This is a genomic window from Pseudomonas sp. R45(2017), from assembly GCF_002112305.1.
GTDB classification, from domain to species: domain Bacteria; phylum Pseudomonadota; class Gammaproteobacteria; order Pseudomonadales; family Pseudomonadaceae; genus Aquipseudomonas; species Aquipseudomonas paraglycinae.
This window is the reverse complement of sequence record NZ_NEHH01000004.1, coordinates 471,754-490,461: the sequence shown is the minus strand read 5'-3', so window position 1 is coordinate 490,461 and position 18,708 is coordinate 471,754. Positions and strand designations below refer to the sequence as shown.

Annotated in this window: 21 protein-coding genes; 10 read left to right on the top strand and 11 right to left on the bottom strand. The window is 61.6% G+C overall.

The window, feature by feature from the left end; genetic code table 11:
- The first annotated feature begins 34 nt into the window (after positions 1 to 34).
- Positions 35 to 928: a DMT family transporter gene (locus CAF74_RS12285; protein WP_085746531.1), complete on the top strand. Its 894-nt coding sequence runs from the start codon at positions 35 to 37 to the stop codon at positions 926 to 928.
- Here CAF74_RS12285 and CAF74_RS12280 read toward each other — a convergent pair.
- The 3 genes from CAF74_RS12280 to CAF74_RS12270 all read right to left on the bottom strand — a co-directional run bounded on the left by CAF74_RS12280 (position 925) and on the right by CAF74_RS12270 (position 2,851).
- Entirely contained in the window at positions 925 to 1,815 is an 891-nt protein-coding gene (locus tag CAF74_RS12280; RefSeq protein WP_085746530.1) for a triacylglycerol lipase, read from the bottom strand. The two genes, CAF74_RS12285 and CAF74_RS12280, sit on opposite strands and share 4 nt — an antisense overlap.
- 91 nt (positions 1,816 to 1,906) lie before the next feature.
- On the bottom strand, positions 1,907 to 2,212 hold the full coding sequence (locus tag CAF74_RS12275; RefSeq protein ID WP_011332220.1) for a multidrug efflux SMR transporter: 306 nt from the start codon (positions 2,210 to 2,212) through the stop codon (positions 1,907 to 1,909).
- A complete protein-coding gene (locus tag CAF74_RS12270; protein WP_085746529.1) occupies positions 2,213 to 2,851 on the bottom strand; it encodes an FMN-dependent NADH-azoreductase in 639 nt (212 codons plus the stop codon). It lies immediately after the preceding gene.
- A 119-nt stretch (positions 2,852 to 2,970) separates the two neighbouring features.
- On the opposite strand from CAF74_RS12270, the gene CAF74_RS12265 reads away from it, so the two are divergent.
- Both CAF74_RS12265 and CAF74_RS12260 read left to right on the top strand, forming a co-directional pair.
- Positions 2,971 to 3,873 (top strand): LysR substrate-binding domain-containing protein, encoded by a 903-nt coding sequence (locus CAF74_RS12265; protein WP_085746528.1) that lies wholly within the window; start codon positions 2,971 to 2,973, stop codon positions 3,871 to 3,873.
- 98 nt (positions 3,874 to 3,971) lie between these two features.
- Positions 3,972 to 4,502 (top strand): bacterioferritin, encoded by a 531-nt coding sequence (locus tag CAF74_RS12260; protein ID WP_085746527.1) that lies wholly within the window; start codon positions 3,972 to 3,974, stop codon positions 4,500 to 4,502.
- A 147-nt stretch (positions 4,503 to 4,649) separates the two neighbouring features.
- On the opposite strand, the gene CAF74_RS12250 is transcribed toward CAF74_RS12260, so the two are convergent.
- Positions 4,650 to 6,725, bottom strand: a complete 2,076-nt coding sequence (locus CAF74_RS12250; RefSeq protein WP_085746525.1) for an AsmA family protein — start codon at positions 6,723 to 6,725, stop codon at positions 4,650 to 4,652.
- 382 nt (positions 6,726 to 7,107) lie between these two features.
- Here CAF74_RS12250 and CAF74_RS12245 point away from each other — a divergent pair, with 382 nt between their 5' ends.
- The 7 genes from CAF74_RS12245 (at position 7,108) to CAF74_RS12215 (ending at position 12,261) form a co-directional block, all read left to right on the top strand.
- Positions 7,108 to 7,614, top strand: a complete 507-nt coding sequence (locus CAF74_RS12245; protein ID WP_085746524.1) for a hypothetical protein — start codon at positions 7,108 to 7,110, stop codon at positions 7,612 to 7,614.
- 174 nt (positions 7,615 to 7,788) lie between these two features.
- Positions 7,789 to 8,421: a TetR family transcriptional regulator gene (locus CAF74_RS12240; RefSeq protein WP_007950628.1), complete on the top strand. Its 633-nt coding sequence runs from the start codon at positions 7,789 to 7,791 to the stop codon at positions 8,419 to 8,421.
- A gap of 203 nt (positions 8,422 to 8,624) precedes the next feature.
- On the top strand, positions 8,625 to 9,125 hold the full coding sequence (gene ureE / locus CAF74_RS12235; protein ID WP_085746523.1) for an urease accessory protein UreE: 501 nt from the start codon (positions 8,625 to 8,627) through the stop codon (positions 9,123 to 9,125).
- Positions 9,122 to 9,796 (top strand): urease accessory protein UreF, encoded by a 675-nt coding sequence (locus tag CAF74_RS12230; protein WP_039766717.1) that lies wholly within the window; start codon positions 9,122 to 9,124, stop codon positions 9,794 to 9,796. The genes ureE and CAF74_RS12230 overlap by 4 nt, the downstream gene beginning before the upstream one ends.
- 22 nt (positions 9,797 to 9,818) lie before the next feature.
- Positions 9,819 to 10,433, top strand: coding sequence for an urease accessory protein UreG (gene ureG, locus CAF74_RS12225; protein ID WP_007950645.1), 615 nt, complete (start codon positions 9,819 to 9,821; stop codon positions 10,431 to 10,433).
- Between the two features lie 27 nt (positions 10,434 to 10,460).
- Positions 10,461 to 11,033, top strand: a complete 573-nt coding sequence (locus CAF74_RS12220; RefSeq protein WP_064379124.1) for a HupE/UreJ family protein — start codon at positions 10,461 to 10,463, stop codon at positions 11,031 to 11,033.
- Positions 11,034 to 11,133: 100 nt separating this feature from the next.
- A complete protein-coding gene (locus CAF74_RS12215) occupies positions 11,134 to 12,261 on the top strand; it encodes an AGE family epimerase/isomerase (RefSeq protein WP_085746522.1) in 1,128 nt (375 codons plus the stop codon).
- Positions 12,262 to 12,291: 30 nt separating this feature from the next.
- On the opposite strand, the gene CAF74_RS12210 is transcribed toward CAF74_RS12215, so the two are convergent.
- The 7 genes from CAF74_RS12210 to CAF74_RS12180 form a co-directional block, all read right to left on the bottom strand.
- Complete coding sequence (locus CAF74_RS12210) at positions 12,292 to 13,197, bottom strand: cation diffusion facilitator family transporter (RefSeq protein WP_085746521.1); 906 nt, start codon at positions 13,195 to 13,197, stop codon at positions 12,292 to 12,294.
- A 129-nt stretch (positions 13,198 to 13,326) separates the two neighbouring features.
- Positions 13,327 to 14,091 carry an SDR family oxidoreductase gene (locus tag CAF74_RS12205; RefSeq protein ID WP_007950653.1) on the bottom strand — a complete coding sequence of 255 codons (765 nt, stop codon included), beginning with the start codon at positions 14,089 to 14,091 and terminating at the stop codon, positions 13,327 to 13,329.
- Positions 14,092 to 14,201: 110 nt separating this feature from the next.
- Positions 14,202 to 14,636, bottom strand: a complete 435-nt coding sequence (locus tag CAF74_RS29255) for a hypothetical protein (protein ID WP_176240482.1) — start codon at positions 14,634 to 14,636, stop codon at positions 14,202 to 14,204.
- A 194-nt stretch (positions 14,637 to 14,830) separates the two neighbouring features.
- The gene (locus CAF74_RS12195; RefSeq protein WP_085746520.1) at positions 14,831 to 15,547 is read right to left on the bottom strand and encodes an ABC transporter ATP-binding protein; all 717 of its coding nucleotides are present in this window, start codon (positions 15,545 to 15,547) and stop codon (positions 14,831 to 14,833) included.
- Entirely contained in the window at positions 15,544 to 16,416 is an 873-nt protein-coding gene (locus CAF74_RS12190; RefSeq protein WP_007950657.1) for an ATP-binding cassette domain-containing protein, read from the bottom strand. The genes CAF74_RS12195 and CAF74_RS12190 overlap by 4 nt, the downstream gene beginning before the upstream one ends.
- Positions 16,413 to 17,714, bottom strand: a complete 1,302-nt coding sequence (gene livM, locus CAF74_RS12185) for a high-affinity branched-chain amino acid ABC transporter permease LivM (RefSeq protein WP_085746519.1) — start codon at positions 17,712 to 17,714, stop codon at positions 16,413 to 16,415. Before livM ends, CAF74_RS12190 begins: the two co-directional genes overlap by 4 nt.
- Before the next feature lie 3 nt (positions 17,715 to 17,717).
- On the bottom strand, positions 17,718 to 18,632 hold the full coding sequence (locus CAF74_RS12180) for a branched-chain amino acid ABC transporter permease (protein ID WP_007915894.1): 915 nt from the start codon (positions 18,630 to 18,632) through the stop codon (positions 17,718 to 17,720).
- Between the last annotated feature and the right edge of the window lie 76 nt (positions 18,633 to 18,708).

The window sequence follows — 18,708 nt, the reverse complement described above, 5'->3', positions numbered from 1 at the left end:
ATCACCGTTCATCAACGTACTGGTTTCTCCTCCCATGCAATACGCGTTTCCCCTGCTGGCGATTTTCATCTGGGCCGGCAACACCGTGATCAACAAGCTTGCGGTCGGTGCGATCTTTCCCGCCGAGATCGGCTTCTACCGCTGGCTGCTCGCCGGCCTGCTGTTCACGCCGTTCATGCTCAAAAAGGTGATCGCGCACTGGCCGCAGATCCGCCCGAATCTGGGCAAGATTTTCATCCTCGGCGTGCTCGGCATGGCGGTCTATCAGAGCCTGGCCTACTTCGCCGCAACCATGACCAGCGCCACCAACATGGGCATCATCCTATCGTTGATGCCGCTGATGTCGCTGGCCATGGCGATCATCAGCCTCGGCCAGCGCCTGACCGCCGGCGCACTGGTCGGAGCCGTACTTTCATTCGCGGGTGTATTGGTGGTGGTGTCCTCCGGCAGCCTCGGCGCACTGCTGCAACACGGGGTGAACCTGGGTGACGCGATGATGTTGATTGCCACCCTCGCCTACGCGATCTACAGCACCCTGCTGAAAAAATGGCAACTGCGCCTGCCGCCGCTGGTGTTGCTGTATTTGCAGGTGCTGGTGGCGGTGGTGGTGTTGTTTCCGCTGTACGCGACTTCACCGAAAACCGGCCTGACCCTGCAGAACATTCCGCTGGTGCTGTACGCGTGCCTGCTGGCCTCGATGCTTGCGCCGCTGGCGTGGATGCAGGCCGTGCAGCGTCTGGGCCCGAGCCGGACCACGCTGTTCTTCAACCTGCTGCCGCTGATCACCGCTCTGATTGCCGCAGTGGTGCTGAAGGAACAACTGGCGATGTATCACCTGGTCGGTGGCTTGCTGACGCTGGGCGGGGTGATTCTTTCCGAGCGCTGGACCACCGTCCTCGGTCGCTCCCGCACCCCGAGCGCCGCCTAGACCCCGGCGGCTTTCAACCGCGCGGCGTGCTCGACGAACAGCCGCACCGGATCCGCGCCTTTGCCGACCAGTCCCAGCGACTGGTTGACGATGTCGAAGTGATCCATCGGGTAGTCATCGCCGATGACCGTGCCCAGGTGCGAGCTGTAGCGTCCGACCATGCCATCGCACTGCCCCGGCTCGCGCACGAAGGTTTTGGCGAACAACCGACAGCTGCGGTTGGTGCCATCGAACAGGTTGCCACCGCGATCGGTCTTGCCCGGCTGCAAGGTGCCGGACCACGAGTAATACCGCACGCCGTTGACCTCTTCCGGCCCCTGCCCGCCCCAGGTTTGCGGCAGGCCCTGTGGATAACGCTGGTTGAACAGCGCCACGCCTTCGGTGGTCAGGGAATGGTGCGAGGCGTGGATATCCACCGGCAGTTTCGGCCCGTGGTAGCCGGTCTCCAGCAGCGCCATCAGCCAGCCGACAAAACGCAACAGCGCCTCGAGGATTCGGCCCTTGGCGCTGTCCGCCGGATAGTGTTTCGCCAGATAGTCGGCCAGTTCCGAACCGTGATTGGGCCCGGCAACCGACGTCACCGACGCCACCAGATCCGGTCGCTTGGCCGCCGCGTAACGTGCCGTCAGCGAACCCTGGCTATGGCCGAACAGATTGACCTTGGCCGCGCCGGTCTCACGAAGGATTTCATCGATGCGCGTCAGCAACTGCTCGCCGCGCACCTCGGTGGAATTGAGCGGCGACACCTGCACCGCAATCACCGTTGCACCACCCCGGCGCAACGCCTTGATGATTCCGTACCAGTACGGGTACAGCACCAGACGGATGAAACCGAGCATTCCCGGCACCAGCACCAGTGGATAACGTGTGGCCGAATCTTGCGACATGGGCAAACATCCTTGTGGTCGGTGAGTGGATGCAGGGCGTGCAAAACGCCCGCCAAGCATCCGCCTCGATGATGACAACTCCACGACCAGCCTACTTCAGCCCCACCACCCCCGCCACAATCAGCCCCACGGACAGCAACTTCACCAGCGTCAGGCTCTCGCCCAGCAGGGCGAATCCGAGAAACACCGTGCCAAGCGAACCGATGGCGGTCCAGATCGGGTAGGCGATGCTCACCGGCAACTCGCGCATCGCCAAGGTCAGGAAGTACACCCCGCCCACCGCCGCGACCACGGTAATCAGCGACGGCCAGAGCCGGGTGAAACCCTCGGCGTACTTCATGCCCATGGCGAAGGTGACCTCGAACCCCGCTGCGATCAGCAGAAACAGCCAGGCCACCTAGAGCTCCCGGGCGAGGTCGAGCAAGCGCTGCTCGGCCTCGGCCACCGACACCGCGAAGGTGCGCTCGGCGGATTCCTCGCCCTCGGCGGCGACCACCGTGACATCGTTGATGCCGATGAAGCCAAGCGCGGTGCGCAACCAAGGGTCGGCGTGGTTAAGCGCCTCCAGCTCACCGCCCGGGCCGAAACCGAAACCGCCGCGACTGGTGACGATCAGCGCCTTTTTGCCGTGCAGCAGCGGCGTGTATTGGGCGATGCCGTTGTCCAGCGTATGGTCGAACGTCAGACCCAACCGCACGATCTGATCGACCCAGGCCTTGAGGCCGCTGGGCACGTTGAAGTTGTACATCGGCGTGGAAATCAGCAGCAGGTCGTGATCGAACAACTCGCCCACCAGTTGATCGCTGAGCGCCAGATCGGCCTGCATCGTCAGCGGCCGAGCCTCGGGATCCGGATAAAACGCCGCCGCGACAAACGCCTCGTTCACCGCCGGAATCAACGCCCGGCCGACTTCACGGCGAGTGACCTGAGCCTGTGGATGACGGACTTGCCAGGCACTGAGAAAGGTTTCTGCCAGACGCCGCGAATGGGAACGCTCACCGCGAGGGCTGGCATGGATCACAAGAATCTTGCTCATCTGAATCTCCTTGGGACTAGACTTGAGTGACGGTGTGGCGCCAGATTGCAGCACCCACGTCATCGCCTCAAATGAGCAAAAATCAGTCGGGATGAATTGATTTCATCCGTGGAGTTTCCATGTTCGCTTCATTGCCGCTGACCGCCCTGCGCGCGTTCGAATCCGCTTCACGCCTGTTGAGCTTCAAGGCGGCCGCCGAAGAACTGGCGGTGACGCCGACGGCGATCTCCCATCAGATCCGCTCGCTGGAGGACTGGCTCGGCGTGGCGCTGTTCGAACGCCTGCCGCGTCAGGTGCGCCTGACCGAGGGTGGCGAGCGGCTGTTTCGCAGCTTGCACGGCGCATTTCTGGAGGTGGCGCAAAGCGTCGACACCCTGCGCCCGCAACGCAGCGGCAGCAGCCTGACGCTGTCGACCACCGCCGCGTTCGCCGCGCTGTGGCTGGTGCCGCGACTGGGGCGGTTTTATGCGAAGCATCCGAACATCAATGTGCGCCTGGACACCCATTGCGAAGTCATCGACCTGCATCAGGACGCCAGCGTCGATCTGGTGCTGCGCTACAGCCTCGACGATTACCCGAACCTCTACGGGTTGTGCCTGTTCGATGAGTCGTTCGGCGTGTATGGCTCGCCGGAGCAGGTGGCGCTGGCCGCCCGCCGTACCCCGGCGCTGATCAGCGTGCGCTGGCACAACTCAAAGCTCTACGCCCACGGCTGGGAAGCCTGGTGCGCGCAGTCAGGCGAGAACTGGCTCAATCAGCAACCGGCCGTCCGCGAATACGACGAAGAGCACTACGCGCTGCAAGCAGCCATTGCCGGACAGGGGCTGGTGCTGGCGAGCAATATTCTGGTGTCGGAGAGCGTCGCCAGCGGTCTGCTGGTGCCGTACAAGGACGAAGTGCAGGTCGACGGCGCCGGTTACAGCGCGCTTTGTGTACCGGGCCGCGAGCGGCATCCGCCGGTAAAGGCGTTTTTTGCCTGGCTGCGCGAAGAGGCGCAGCTCTCCGTGCATGCCCCGCGCTGAATCCGACAAAACTTTTTGCAGCGTTCATCACTCACAACCAGGTAACGATCACGTCAGCAGAACGTGACGCCAATCGGATTAGCCTCCAGGAGACTGAAATGAGTGACCTGCAATTGTCTGATGTTCAAACCCTGCGCGAGCGCGCACGCCAGCACGTGGAAAACGGCGCAGTGACCGAAAGCTACAGCGCCAACCGTGAAGAAGTGCTGCGCCTGCTCAACGAATCGCTGGCCACCGAACTGGTCTGCGTCTTGCGCTACAAGCGCCACTACTTCATGGCCAACGGCTTGAAAGCCAACGTCGCCGCCGACGAGTTTCTCGAGCACGCCACTCAGGAAGCCGAACACGCCGACCGTCTGGCCGAGCGCATCGTGCAACTGGGCGGCGAGCCCGAGTTCAACCCTGACCTGCTGTCGAAGATGTCCCACGCGCAATACGTGGCCGGCAACACCTTGAAGGAAATGGTCTACGAAGACCTGGTGGCCGAGCGGATCGCCATCGACAGCTACCGCGAGATCATCCAGTACATCGGTGACAAGGATCCGACCACCCGCCGGATCTTTGAAGACATCCTGGCTCAGGAAGAAGAGCATGCGGATGACATGGCGGATATTCTGAAGGACCTCTAATCCCCGCTCCCCCCGCTGACCGATCGTTCCCACGCTCCGCGTGGGAATGCATCCCGGGACGCTCAGCGTCCCAAGAGCGGACGCAGAGCGTCCATGGCGACGTTCCCACGCAGACGGTTCGACGTGGGAACGATCGGGTTGCAGCAATTACTTGGTGGGTTTGACGGTCACCGGCGCCTTGCCCGCCTTCATCTGCTCCAGCAGCGGCGCGCACTGGTTAGGCTCGCCACCACTCGGCGCCACCAGCGCCAGCAACCCTGCCGCCGGCGCAGCGATCACGCCCAAGGCCACCATCCCCGCCCCGCGCAACATCAGCGGCACCGCTTTCACCCCGGCATCCGGCTTGATGAACTTGCCCCGTACATACAACGGCGAGCGCAGGGAAATCAGGCGCCAGCCCTTGGATTCCGGCGTCACCGTCAGATCCAGTTGCTCGGTGGCCATGTTCGCCGTGCCGTCGATGTAGATAATTGCGTTCTCGGTATCGAACACAAACAGTCTTGTCGTCGCCAGACCGGTCTTGATATCGAAGTCCGCCGCCGCGCAATTGATCTTCACTTCCTTGTCGCCAAAGATCTTGCCGACCACGTAGTTACCGACGTTGAGGCCTGCCAGCTCCATCAACTCGCGACTGATCGCACCGTCGTTGATCAGCATCTTCAGGTTGCCGTTGGCACCGCCCAACAGTTTGGCCACCGAGTTGCCGCGACCGGCGATATCGGCATCACCGTTGAGCTCGCCGAAACTGGTCTTCATCGGTTCGAAGGTCGGGAACAGCTGTTTGAGCTTGAACTTGCGCGCGGTCAGTCTGGCCCGGCCCTCCAGCGGTTCGGTGCGACCGTTGAGGCGAATCTGCGCATCGAGGTTGCCACCGGCCACGCCGAAGCGCAGCGGCTCCAGACTCAGCTCGCCGTCGTTGAGTTTGAGGTGGGTATAGAGGTCGGTGAACGGCAGTTCTTCGCTGTGGACGATGCGTTTGCCGGTGAATTCGACGTCGGCGTCCATGTCGCGCCAGCGCTCGGTCTTGAACTCTTCCACCGGCAACACCTTGTCCGCCGGCTGCTTGCTCTCGCCGCCACGGGCCTTCTGCTTGGCATTGGAATCGGCACCGATCAGCGGCGCGAGGTCGGCAAACAACAATTGATTGGACAGCAGCGCGCCACTCAGCTTGGGCCGTGGCTGACTGGCGACGTAGGCCAGATCGCCATGGATGTCGCTGCTGCCGATCTTGCCGTTGAACTGTTCGTAGCGGAACTGCGCGCCGCCCGGCTCATGCAGCTTGGCGATCAAATGGCCGTCGGTGGCGTACGGCGGGGTGTCCGGCAGGGTCACGCCGGTCAGCGGATACAGGTTGCCGAGGCTGGCGCCGGCCAGTTTCAGGCGCAGATCGAGGGCGCCGAGATTCAGCGGATCGGTCAGGGTGCCGGCGAGTTCGACGCTGGTATCGCCGATCTTCGCCTGGGCCTGCAACGGGAACGGTTTGCTCGCGTCCTGCAGAGCCAGCAAGCCACCGATCTTGCCCTGGCCGGCGAGTTTCTGGCCGTGATACTGGCCGGTGACTTTCAGGCCGAAGGCGTAATCCTGCGGTGCGCCGCCCTTGTCCTGCGCGGTTTTTGCGGCTTTGTCGCCGACGATGTCGCTGAACGGAATCGGCTTGCCCAGCGGATCGATCAACAGGTCGAGGTTGGTCTTGAGGGTCTGATCATCGAGGGCGACGTGGCCCTTGTCGAAACCGATGGCGCCGATGTCGACCACCCAGTTCGAGGGCTCGGCATTCGGGTCCTTGGGATCGAACTTGAAGGTCCAGTTGGCGCGGCCGTCGGCCAAACGCTGCAGTTGCGCGTTGGGTTCGGTCAGGTCGATGCGCGGGATCGCGACCCGTTGCGCCAGCAAGGCCAGTGGCGAAATGCGCAGCTCGACCCGTTTGAGGGTGACCATCTGCGGTTGCTTCGACCAGTCGGGATTGCCCAGCGTCAGGTCTTCGGCAACCACATGCGGCCACGGCACCCAGGCGCGCCAGCCGCCCTCGTCGAGCTCACGCCGCCAGACCACCGACAGGTTGCCGTTGATGGCGAACGGTCGATGCAGTTCTTCCGAGACTTTGGCGTTGAGCGGCGGTTTGATGCGGTTCCAGTCGAAGAACACGATGATAAATACCAGCACTGCCAGTAACAGCACGAGGGTGGCGAAGGTCCAGGCGAAGATTTTACGCGTGCGCGTCATTGCACAAAGCTCCTGAAGACGACTGCATCCATTGGCACGACGCAGCTGAAACGACGGGCCGTGATGGCCCTCATGAAATCTGTGACTGACAAACAGCCCGCAGGTTTAATCCAAAGCCCCAGCGAGGGGAAAAAACGGTCGCCATTCTGACCGATCGGTCGAATTGGCGTTACCGGACCCGCACTTTTGCGAGGCGCGAGTGGGTGGAAAATACCCACCGCAGTGCAAAACCGCCCGCCTGAAACGCCCGAGCTAGAGCCTCTCAAGCGAACAATCAATTCTGTTGATTATTACCATTGTGTTTATGAACTTTTATATCGACTTATCGAGAGTAGCATTGCCCTCGTACCCACTTTATCGCCCTCCCAAGGAGCAACCCATCATGAAACGCCAACTTCTGTTCAGTCTTACCCTCTCGATGCTGGCCAGCACCGCTTTCGCCCTGCCAGCTGCCGATCAAGCGACTCCGCAAGTCAAAACCAGCCACTCGGTGTTCAGCCAGACTGTTGCCGCTGATGGCTCGGACCGCACTCCACAAGGCCAGACCCTGGCTGAAAACGGTCGTAACCGTCTGGAAGAAAAAGGTCTGGTTCAAGATGGCTATGACAAAACCCCACAAGGTCAAACCGTAGCCGAAGGCGGCCGTGATCGTCTGGAACAGAAAGGTCTGGTTCAAGACGGTTCGGACCGCACTCCACAAGGTCAAACCCTGGCATCTGACGGTTCTGATCGCACCCCACAAGGCCAAACCCTGGCATCTGACGGTTCCGATCGCACTCCACAGGGCCAAACCCTGGCAGCCGACGGTTCCGATCGCACCCCACAAGGTCAAACTCTGGCCGAAAGCGGTGGTGACCGTGTGATCGAACGCAACAGCGCTTTGAGCTAAGCCCATGGCGGCCTGGAAAAAAAGCCCAATCCCCGGATTGGGCTTTTGACTTTTCAGCAGCCTGTATAAAGAAGTCGCGATTTCCCTGCTCCATCTCCCCCGCTGCCGTTCGACGCCGACAAAGCCGATTTGCTAGAGTGCGGCGCTTGTCTTGCCTAAGAACACACCCTTGCGATGCTGCCCCGCGCCGAACAGAAACAACAGACCCGCAACGCCCTGATGGACGCTGCCCGCCACTTGATGGAAAGCGGCCGAGGATTCGGCAGCCTGAGCCTGCGTGAAGTGACGAAAACCGCCGGCATCGTGCCCACCGGTTTCTACCGGCATTTCGCCGACATGGACGAACTCGGCCTGGTACTGGTCAGCGAAGTCGGCCAGACCTTCCGCGAAACCATCCGCCTGGTACGCCACAACGAATTCGTCATGGGCGGCATCATCGATGCGTCGGTGCGGATTTTCCTCGACGTGGTCAGCGCCAACCGTTCGCAATTCCTGTTTCTGGCCCGCGAGCAGTACGGCGGATCGTTGCCGGTGCGTCAGGCCATTGGCCGTTTGCGGGAGGACATCAGCTCCGACCTGGCGGCGGATCTGGCCTTGATGCCCAAGCTCCAGCACCTCAATCGCGAAGGCCTGAGCGTAATGGCCGACCTGATTGTCAAATCGGTGTTCGCCACCCTGCCGGACATCATCGACCCGCCCGCCGAAGCCCTGCCCGAGCATCTGACGCCCCAGGCGAAGATCACCCAGCAGTTGCGCTTCATCTTTATCGGGTTGAAGCACTGGCAAGGGCTCGGCAGTACCGAGTGAGAAAGCAAAAAATCGCAGCCTGGAGCTGCGATTTTTTTGCGCTGCAAATTGGTGCATGAAAAAAACTTCATGCACCAAAACACCCCACAATCCTGCAACATCTTGAAACATCCACTAGGCTCCGACAGGGTTTTCCTACGCTTCGTCCGATTGGCAAGCCCCTTGCTCTAGCCTGAGCATTGTCCATTGCTGGAAGCTTTCCGATGCTGGTGATTCATCGCAGAATCGACCCCCAACCCGTCTGGGCCGCCGAGTTGCACCTGACCTTCGAAGCCAGGAGCAAAAGCCGCCTGCGCTGTTTCAGTGCCGAAGGCGAGGACGTCGGACTGTTTCTGGAGCGCGGTCAGCCGCCGCTGTTCGACGGCGAATGCCTGCAAGCCGAAGATGGACGGATCGTCCGGGTCTGCGCCCGCCCCGAACAACTGCTGCACGTCACCTGCGCCAACGCTTTCGAACTGACCCGCGCCGCCTATCACCTGGGCAACCGCCATGTTGCGCTGCAAGTCGGTGACGGCTGGCTGCGGCTGCTCGACGACTACGTGCTCAAGGCGATGCTCGAACAGCTCGGCGCCGCCGTGGAATCGATTGAAGCCCCGTTCCAGCCGGAACACGGCGCCTACGGTGGCGGCCATCACCATTCGCGGCACGGTGACGAAGACTTCAACTACGCGCCGAAACTCCATCAGTTCGGCGTCCGTTTGTGAACCCGGCCTGGGCGCTGCTGCGCCTGGCCAGTCCGCAATTGCCGATTGGCGGCTACAGCTATTCCCAGGGCCTGGAAATGGCTGTGGATAACGGCCGCGTCGACAGCCCGGACAGCGCCCGCCGCTGGATCAGCGATCAATTGCTGCTCAACCTCGCGCGGTTCGAGGCGCCCATGTTGCTCGCCCATTGCCAGGCCGCCGCGGACGAACACTGGGATGAATTGCGCAAGCTCTGCGAAAGCCATCGCGCCAGCCGCGAAACCCGCGAACTGCATCTGGAGAGCCGGCAGATGGGCTACTCGTTGCAGCAATTGCTCAACGGCTTGCCCGAACTCGATCAGCCCGCGCGGGATTTTCTCGAACATTGCGCCGAGCCGCACCTGGCCCTGTGCTGGGCCTTGGCGGCTCGCGCCTGGCAGATCAGCCCGCAGGACGCCCTCGCCGCGTGGCTGTGGAGCTGGCTGGAAAACCAGCTCGCGGTGCTGATGAAAACCTTGCCGCTGGGCCAGCAAGCCGCCCAGCGCCTGACCAGCGAACTGCTGCCGCTGCTGCAACAGGCCCAGCAGGACGCCACCCGAATCAATCCCGAACACCTCGGCAGCGCCGCGTTCGGTCTGTCCCTGGCGTGCATGGCCCATGAGCGCCAGTACAGCCGCCTGTTCCGTTCCTAGGGCCTTTTATCTGGAGAATCACATGAACACACAACCCCTGCGCGTCGGCATCGGCGGCCCGGTCGGTTCCGGGAAAACCGCGTTGACCCTGGCCCTGTGCCTGGCGCTGCGCGAACGCTACAACCTGGCCGTAGTCACCAACGACATCTACACCCGCGAAGACGCCGACTTTCTGGTGCGCAACGAAGCGCTGGCGCCAGAACGCATCATCGGCGTGGAAACCGGCGGCTGCCCGCACACCGCGATCCGCGAAGACGCTTCGATCAACCTCGAAGCGGTGGATCAACTGAACCGGCGTTTTCCGGGGCTGGACCTGATTCTGGTGGAGTCCGGTGGCGACAATCTTTCCGCGACCTTCAGCCCGGAACTGTCCGACCTGACCATCTACGTGATCGACGTTTCCGCCGGCGACAAGCTGCCGCGCAAGGGCGGGCCCGGCATTTGCAAATCCGACCTGCTGGTAATCAACAAGATCGACCTCGCGCCGCTGGTCGGCGCCTCGCTGGAGATGATGAACAGCGACACCCAACGCATGCGCAACGGCAAGCCGTTCGTGTTCAGCAACCAGAAAACCGGTCAGGGCCTGGAAGACATCATTGCCTTCATCGAACGCCAGGGCCTGCTGACTGCAGCCTGATTCACTGATCAACAAGGAAGCTTATCCATGACACTCAAACGCATTCTCGGCGCCGTCGCGCTGCTGCTGACTCCGGCCCTGGCCTTCGCCCACCCTGGCCACGGCGACTCTGGCCTGGTGGCCGGCATCAGCCACCCGATCGGCGGTCTCGACCATTTGCTGGCGATGGTGGCCGTCGGTCTGTGGGCGGCGCAGCAGCAAGGCGCCGCACGCTGGGCGCTGCCGTGCACCTTTGTCGGCACCATGCTGATCGGCGGTCTGCTCGGCTTTGAAGGGCTGGAGCTGCCGGCGCTGGAAAGCGGGATTGCCGCCTCGGTGCTGGCGCTGGGTCTGGCGGTGGCGCTGGCGGTGCGTCCGCCGCTGGTAATGGCAGTGGCGGCGACGGCGCTGTTTGCGCTGTTCCACGGCGTGGCCCACGGCCTCGAGTTGCCGGACATGTCGAGCCCTTGGGCGTATGCCGCCGGTTTCGTGGTCGCAACGGCTGCGCTGCATGCGGCGGGTTATGCGGTCGTGCGTTTTCTGCCTCAGGCGGCCGCGCCGCTGGTGCGACTGGCCGGCGCCGCTTCGGCGGTGACGGGCGCGTGGTTGCTGGCCGGCTGAATTGTACCTCTGATCGTTCCCGCGTATGGCGCGGGAACGATCGATCGCCACTCTCTGCTACCATGTCGCGCAATCGCCTCTGCCGTGACGACGTCCGCCCATGCCCCACGCCTCCCGCTCCACCTCCCTGCCTGAACTGACCGCCCTGTTCGGTGAAGTGCAACAGCACTTTCTCGACGTGATCGTGCCCCTCTGGCAAGGGCCGGGCTGGAACGCCGACATGGCGTTGCCTTATGAGGCGCTGGACGCCGCGCATCAGCCGCTGCCACCGCAGCGCTACCGGGCAATGGCCTGCGCACGGCAGCTGTACCTGTTTTCCAGCCTGATCGGGGTTGTGGATAACGCCGAAGCCCGCGCGGCTGCGCTGTTTCGCTCCCTGCAACGGCACTTTCATGATGCCGAGCACGGCGGCTGGTTCTACAGCATCGATCCGCAGGGCAAACCGCTGGATAAGCGCAAGGATCTCTACACCCACGCCTTCATCCTGTTTGCCTGCGCGCATTACTGGGAAAAGTCCCGCGAGCCCTTGGTCGAATCGACCCTGAATGCCGCGCTGGAAGTCATCGGCCGACGTTTCGCCACCGGTGACGGCCTCTACGAAGCCTGCCTCGACCGCGACTGGGTCACGCTGGAAACCGGCCCGTTGCAAAACCCGCTGATGCACCTGGCCGAAGCCTTCCTGGCCACGTTGGCCGTGCGCGAAGATCCCCAGACCCGGCAGGCGCTGAGCGAGTTATGCACAGCCATGCACAGGTGCTTCATCGAACCGCAACAAGGCGTGTTGATGGAAAAGCCGCTGGGGGCTGTGGATAACTGGTTTGAACCGGGGCATCAGTTCGAATGGTATTTCCTGCTGGAGTCTTCACCGCTGTTGCGCGGATCGAAACTGCACGCGGCACTGGATCGCGCGTTTGCCTTCACCGAACAACAGGGCGTAGAAGCCGACACCGGTGCGGTGCTGGCCATGCTCGATCCGCAAGGACACGGGAAGGATTCGACCCAGCGCATCTGGGCCCAGGCCGAATACCTGCGCGCCCTGACCTTGCGTCCGGGCAGTGAAAGCGCGGTGCTGCGCCAGTTGCAGGCGCTGCAACAGCGCTTCCTGCATGCCGGCGGCTGGCACGAATGCCGTGACGATCAGGGCGAGGTCAGCCGCAAGGACATGCCGTCGACCACGCCGTATCACCTGGCGACCTGCTATCGCGGCCTCGCCGACTATCTGAGCTGACGTCGTGGCGAGCCCGCGCGCTCGCACAAGTCAGGCAATCCACTTCCTGTCGCCAGTGAAGCTGATGGTCAGCCAGCGCGCCGCGTCCGGCTTGCCCAGCTTCGCGGAAATCTCCTCGCGCATCTCATCCAGCTGGCCGACGCTCTGCAGCCGGTAATCCGCCGGCAACACCACATGAATTTCGATGAACCGCGCCCGCCCGTGCTTCTGCACGTAGGACACGTAGTCGTCGAAACCATGCTCGACCTTGGCCGCGTCCATTACCTGGCGCACTTGATCGTCCAGCGTGTCCGGCGCAATGCCGAGCACGTCCCGCAGCGCCGGGCCGAGAATCTTGAAGGCCGGTGGCAGCATGGTCAGGGCCAGCACGATCAGGATCAGCGGGTCGACGAACTTCGCCCACTCGCCATAGCCCTGGGACTTGAGCAGCAGCGCCGCGAGGAAACTGATCAACAGGCCCACCGACAGCATCGCGTCTACAAGCCAGCTGATGTTGTCGAACTGGATCAGGCTCGACTTCAGATTGCGATTGCGGTGGCGCACGTAGAAGAAGTAGGCGAACTCGACAACGGTGAACACCGCCGCGTAGATGATCACCAGCCCCAGTTCGATCTCACGACCGCCGTTGATGATGCCGAACACACCGTTGAGAAACGCGTAGATCGCGATCAGCAGCAGGAAACTGCCCTCGATCAGCAGCACCATCGGCTCCAGATGCCAGAAACCGAACTGGAAACGCTGGTTGCTTTGCTTGGCGATCAGCTTCGCGGTGATCAGCATCAGAACTTTGATGAAGGTTGCGATCAGCGAAAAAAAGCCATCGAACAGGATGGATTGGGAACCCGAAACAAAACCGGTGGCGATCCCGGCGATCGACACGGCCAACATCAGGATGGTCGATTGTTTGAGCAGCGACTGCTCACCTCGGTTACTCACTTTGACTCCTCGAAAACCTTGAAAACCGCAGGGTGCGGTGGGGTCGTTGAGGAGTGAGTCTACCTTACTGCCAGAATTTGGCCGATTTGCCCTCTTCGCCAGCAGACTGGCAAAGAGGGCAAAACCGTATCAAGCCTTGTTACGCTCGATGGCAAAACCGGCCCAGGTCTGGCTCACCGGCATCAGCTCCAGGCTGTTGATGTTGATGTGCGCCGGCGCATTCAGCACCCAGAAGATGGTCTCGGCGATGTCCTGCGGCTGGATCGGCTCGGCACCGGCGTAGGTGGCGTCGTAACGCGCCTGATCACCGGCGAAACGCACCAGCGAGAACTCGCTCTCGCACAGGCCCGGCTCGATGTTGCTGACCCGCACGCCGGTGCCCTGCAGGTCGCAGCGCAGGTTCAGCGAGAACTGTTTGACGAACGCCTTGGTAGCGCCATAGACATGGCTGCCCGGGTACGGGTAGTTACCGGCGATGGAGCCGAGGTTGACGATGCCGGCGCCGCGACCGTGGGCGATCAGGCGTGGCAGCAGCAGACGGGTGCTGTACATCAGGCCTTTGACGTTGGTGTCGACCATGGTGTCCCAATCGTCGAGGTCGCACTTCGGTGCAGGGTCCACGCCCAGCGCCAGCCCGGCGTTGTTGATCAGGCCGCGCAGCTTGGCGAACGATGGCGGCAGGTTGGCAATCGCCTCCTCCATCGCCTTGCGATCACGCACGTCCAGCACCAGGCCATGCACTTCGGTCTGCTTCGACAGCTCGGCGCACAGCGCGTTGAGGCGTTCTTCACGACGACCGGTCAGCACCAGTTTCCAGCCGGCCTCGGCAAAACGACGGGCACAGGCTTCACCAAAACCGGAGGTCGCGCCGGTGATAAACAGGGTGTTGGACATCGTGTTCTCCTTGCTTCGGCCACCGGGGCAGCCATTGGAATAGAAAATCAGCGGGCAGCATGCCCGGCCCCGCTTTAACCGGCAACCACCGAATCCTGCTCATTAATTGATCAGCGGCCGCTACGCCATACGCGCCGTGGCCTGTAGCCATGTGCACGCACGTTATCCACAAGCCCTTCCACAGTTTTCGGGGGCAAGTGGAAAAGCGCAAAGCCGCGCCACACAAGGCTTTGCGGGCCATCTGGAAAGTTTTTTGCTTGACCCTGAACAACCAGTTGTGCCGGGCAGGGCATTTTGCACGACCGACCGGTCATGGCCATGATTGCGCGAGGCCAGCAATTACGGCCCTTAGCCGAGTCTTTCCAGAGTTTAATCACAGACTTATCCACAGGATTGACCACAGCCATCAGCGCTGTTTTGCGCCCCCATAAAAAGGTTGACAAACAGGCCTTCCCCTCAGCAAAAACACACTGCTCAAAAAACAACCACAGCGCTGAAAGCCACGTATTCAAAGGCTTCCAGCCAGCTACACCCACGTTATTCACAGCCAGCTCCACAGCAAACGGGGACAAGTCAAAACTGTGGAAAAACAGCCATTTGCAGCGGCTTTATGTCGCGCTTTGGCAGGTTGGCGATTTTGTTTTCCACAATTTCCCGAAAGTCCTGGTTTCCAGTGAACGAGCAGACGCAAAAAAGCCCCGACACTCACGCATCGGGGCTTGTGGACAACTTCAAACGATCAGTGACCGCCGAGGTAAGCGTTGCGCACTTCCTCGTTCACCAGCAATTCCTGGCCGGTGCCCGTCAGGCGGATCTCGCCGTTGACCATCACGTACGCCCGGTCGGACAGTTTCAACGCATGGTTGGCGTTCTGCTCGACGAGGAAAATGGTCATCCCGGTTTTCGCCAGTTCCCGCAGGGTGGCGAAGATCTGTTTCACCACGATCGGCGCCAGCCCCAGGCTTGGTTCATCCAGCAGCAACAGCTTGGGCCGGCTCATCAGCGCCCGGGCGATGGCGAGCATCTGCTGCTCGCCGCCAGACATGGTCATCGCCCGCTGCGTGCGGCGCTCTTCGAGCCGCGGGAACAGCTCGAACATGCGCTGCATGTCTTCTTTGGCGTACTTGTCGCCGATCGGAATGGTGCCCATCAGCAGGTTTTCCTCGACGGTCATGTCGGGGAACACCCGCCGCCCTTCCGGCGATTGCGCAATGCCGTTGGAAGCGATGTAGTGAGATGACTTGTGGGTAATGTCCACGCCTTGATAGAGGATCTGCCCGCCCGTCGCCCGTGGCTGGCCGAAGATCGACATCAGCAGGGTGGATTTACCGGCACCGTTGGAGCCGATCAGGCTGACGGTTTCCCCTTCGTTGATCTGCAGCGAAACGCCTTTGAGGGCCTGGATCGGACCGTAGAACACGTCCAGATCCTTGAGTTCGAGGATGGGTTGCGTCATACGACTTCCTCTTCGTCGGCGCCCAGGTAGGCCGCGATCACTTTCGGATCGTTACGAATGGCGTCCGGCCCGCCCTCGGCGATGACGATGCCGTGGTCCAGCACCACAATGTGATCGGAAATGCTCATTACCATGCCCATGTCGTGTTCGATCAGCACCACGGTCAGATCGTGCTCGTCGCGCAGCAGCCGGATCATCGCGCTCAGCGCTTCGGTTTCCTGAGGGTTGAGGCCGGCGGCCGGTTCGTCGAGGCAGATGATCTGCGGCCGCGTGCACATGGCCCGGGCGATTTCCAGACGGCGTTGCTGGCCGTAGGAAAGCTCACCGGCCAGACGGTTGGCGCAGTCCACCAGATCCACCACTTCCAGCCAGTAGAACGCGCAGTCCAGCGCATCACTTTCGGCCTTGCGATAGCCCTTGGTGTTGAGGATGCCGGCCAGCATGTTGCGGTTGACCCACATGTGCTGGGCCACCAGCAGGTTTTCCAGCACCGACATTTCCTTGAACAGGCGAATGTTCTGGAACGTCCGGGCCAGGCCCGCGCGGTTCACCAGGTGGGTGCCGCCGAACATCTTGTAATACAGACGGCTGGCAAAGTTTTTCGGCGAGACGAAGTCGGTCGGTTTGAACGACTCGCCCAGCAGCTGGATGACGTTGGTCTGCTGGCCGCGCACGTTGAGTTCGATCTTGCCGCCGGAGGCTTTATAGAAACCGGTCAGGCAGTTGAACACCGTGGTCTTGCCGGCGCCGTTGGGGCCGATCAGGGCGAAGATCGAGTTGCGCTTGACCTTCAGGCTGACATCGCTCAAGGCCTTGATGCCACCGAAGTGCATCATCAGTTTTTCAACAGAGAGTACGACTTCACTCATGGCGCAGTCCTCTCATAGTGAATGGCACCTTTGCGTGGAGTGACCCCGGTGCGGCTGATGCGGATCAGCCCGCGAGGTCGCCAGATCATCATCAACACCATCAGGATCCCGAACAGCAGCACGCGGTATTCGGCGAAGCCGCGCAGCAGTTCCGGAGCGACGGTCAGCACGAACGCTGCGATCACCACACCGATGGTCGAGCCCATACCGCCGAGTACCACGATGGCGAGGATCAATGCCGATTCGAAGAAGGTGAACGAGGTCGGGTTGACGAAACCTTGATAGGTGGCGAAGAACACACCCGCCAGACCTGCCGTCGACGCACCGATAGTGAACGCCGAGAGCTTGACCAGTACGTGATTGAGGCCCATCGAGCGGCAGGCGATCTCGTCTTCACGCAAGGCTTCCCAGGCGCGGCCAACCGGCATCTTCACCAGACGATGCTTGATGTACAGCACGGCCAGCACCACCAGGAACAGCACCGCATAAATGAAGTAGTACTTCACATCCGGGTTGTAGGCGATGCCGAAGAACTCGTGAAACGGTACCCCTCCATCCTTCGCCCGCTTGCCGAATTCCAGACCGAAGAAGGTCGGCAGTGGCGCCGGCATGCCGTTCGGGCCGCCGGTCAGGGACAGCCAGTTGTTGAGCACCAGACGAATGATTTCACCGAAGCCCAGGGTCACGATCGCCAGGTAGTCGCCGTGCAGGCGCAGCACCGGGAAACCGAGGATGCAACCGGCAAGGCCAGCAGTGATCGCCGCCAGCGGCAGCACGGTCCAGAAGCCCAGGCCGAGGTACTGATAACCGAGCGCCAGACCGTAGGCGCCGATGGCGTAGAACGCCACGTAACCCAGGTCGAGCAGGCCGGCCAGACCGACCACGATGTTCAGGCCCAGACCCAGCAGCACGTAGATCAGTCCGAGGATGACCACGCCCAGCAGGTAGGAGTTGGAGAAGAACGGCAACGCCACGGCGACGGCGATCATCAGCGGGATGATCCAGCGCAGGCGCGATTTGTAGTCCGGGGGCAGCACATGCACGCCGGAACCGGTGCTCTCGAATCCGTCGAGAATGCGCAGGCCCTTCGGGGTTTGCAGGAACAGACTGAGGGCAAAACGGCCGGCCATGACGATGGCAATGATCCACGCCACGCGGGTCGGTTCGAGGTTGAAGCTGTAGCCGTCGAGTACCACGCCGACGATCGGCCCGAACACGATCAGGGCGATCAGACCGGCGAGAATCGCCTCAACCAGGCTTTTTTTGACATCAATGGATTTTGTAGTGGTTGAAGACATCGCTTACACCTTCGACACAAGAGGACGACCCAGCAGGCCCTGAGGCCGGAAGACCAGAACAAGTACGAGCAGCGAGAAGCTGAACACGTCTTTGTAGTCGGAGTTGACCAGGCCCGAGAACAGCGACTCGGAGATCCCGAGGATGATCCCGCCGAGCATGGCGCCAGGCAGCGAACCGATCCCGCCCAGTACCGCCGCAGTAAATGCCTTGATGCCGATGATGAAGCCGGCATAGAAGTCGAAGGTGCCGTAGTTCATGGTGATCAGCACGCCGGCCAACGCCGCCATGGCCGCACCGATGATGAACACGTAGGAAATGACCCGGTCGGTGTTGATGCCGAGGATCGAAGCCATTTTGCGGTCTTGCTGGGTCGCACGGCACATGCGCCCGAGTTTGGTGTACTTGATGACGTAGGTCAGCAGGCCCATGCCGACGAATGCGGCCACCAGGATGAAGACTTTGGTGTAGGTCAGTTGCACGAAGCCGGTACCGACTTCGACACGCCATGCACCGGTCAGCAGCGTGGGTACGCCCTGTTGTTTGGCGCCCTGGGCGATCTGTGCGTAGTTTTGCAGAATCAGGGAGATGCCGATGGCGCTGATCAACGGTGCCAGTCGGGTGGAGTTGCGCAGGGGTTTGTAAGCGACTCGCTCGATGACCCAGCCATACACCGCCGTGATCACGATGGTGAATATCAGGGTGCCAAGCATCAGCAGCGGGAAGGATTCAATACCGAAGTAAGCCAGCAGAGCCAGACTGATTGCCGCCAGGTAAGCAGAAATCATGTAAACCTCGCCGTGGGCGAAGTTGATCATGCCGATGATGCCGTAGACCATTGTGTAGCCGATGGCGATCAGGCCGTAGACCGACCCGAGGGTCAGGCCGTTGACCAGTTGCTGCAGGAAAATACCATCCATAACGCAATCTCACGCAGTGAGAACCTGCACACCCTGGGGCGCGCGGTTCTTCTAGGAAAAATACAGATTTACGTCG

Bases quoted from the DNA above. Each gene is read 5' to 3' on its own strand.
- ureE (WP_085746523.1), top strand. From the start codon at position 8,625: ATGCTGGTGATTCATCGCAGAATCGACCCCCAACCCGTCTGGGCCGCC.
- livM (WP_085746519.1), bottom strand. From the start codon at position 17,714: ATGTCTTCAACCACTACAAAATCCATTGATGTCAAAAAAAGCCTGGTT.
- CAF74_RS12180 (WP_007915894.1), bottom strand. From the start codon at position 18,632: ATGGATGGTATTTTCCTGCAGCAACTGGTCAACGGCCTGACCCTCGGG.
- CAF74_RS12215 (WP_085746522.1), top strand. From the start codon at position 11,134: ATGCCCCACGCCTCCCGCTCCACCTCCCTGCCTGAACTGACCGCCCTG.
- CAF74_RS12205 (WP_007950653.1), bottom strand. From the start codon at position 14,091: ATGTCCAACACCCTGTTTATCACCGGCGCGACCTCCGGTTTTGGTGAA.
- CAF74_RS12190 (WP_007950657.1), bottom strand. From the start codon at position 16,416: ATGAGTGAAGTCGTACTCTCTGTTGAAAAACTGATGATGCACTTCGGT.
- CAF74_RS12220 (WP_064379124.1), top strand. From the start codon at position 10,461: ATGACACTCAAACGCATTCTCGGCGCCGTCGCGCTGCTGCTGACTCCG.
- CAF74_RS12270 (WP_085746529.1), bottom strand. From the start codon at position 2,851: ATGAGCAAGATTCTTGTGATCCATGCCAGCCCTCGCGGTGAGCGTTCC.
- CAF74_RS12245 (WP_085746524.1), top strand. From the start codon at position 7,108: ATGAAACGCCAACTTCTGTTCAGTCTTACCCTCTCGATGCTGGCCAGC.
- CAF74_RS12250 (WP_085746525.1), bottom strand. From the start codon at position 6,725: ATGACGCGCACGCGTAAAATCTTCGCCTGGACCTTCGCCACCCTCGTG.
- CAF74_RS12265 (WP_085746528.1), top strand. From the start codon at position 2,971: ATGTTCGCTTCATTGCCGCTGACCGCCCTGCGCGCGTTCGAATCCGCT.
- CAF74_RS12260 (WP_085746527.1), top strand. From the start codon at position 3,972: ATGAGTGACCTGCAATTGTCTGATGTTCAAACCCTGCGCGAGCGCGCA.
- ureG (WP_007950645.1), top strand. From the start codon at position 9,819: ATGAACACACAACCCCTGCGCGTCGGCATCGGCGGCCCGGTCGGTTCC.
- CAF74_RS12195 (WP_085746520.1), bottom strand. From the start codon at position 15,547: ATGACGCAACCCATCCTCGAACTCAAGGATCTGGACGTGTTCTACGGT.
- CAF74_RS12285 (WP_085746531.1), top strand. From the start codon at position 35: ATGCAATACGCGTTTCCCCTGCTGGCGATTTTCATCTGGGCCGGCAAC.
- CAF74_RS12280 (WP_085746530.1), bottom strand. From the start codon at position 1,815: ATGTCGCAAGATTCGGCCACACGTTATCCACTGGTGCTGGTGCCGGGA.
- CAF74_RS12240 (WP_007950628.1), top strand. From the start codon at position 7,789: ATGCTGCCCCGCGCCGAACAGAAACAACAGACCCGCAACGCCCTGATG.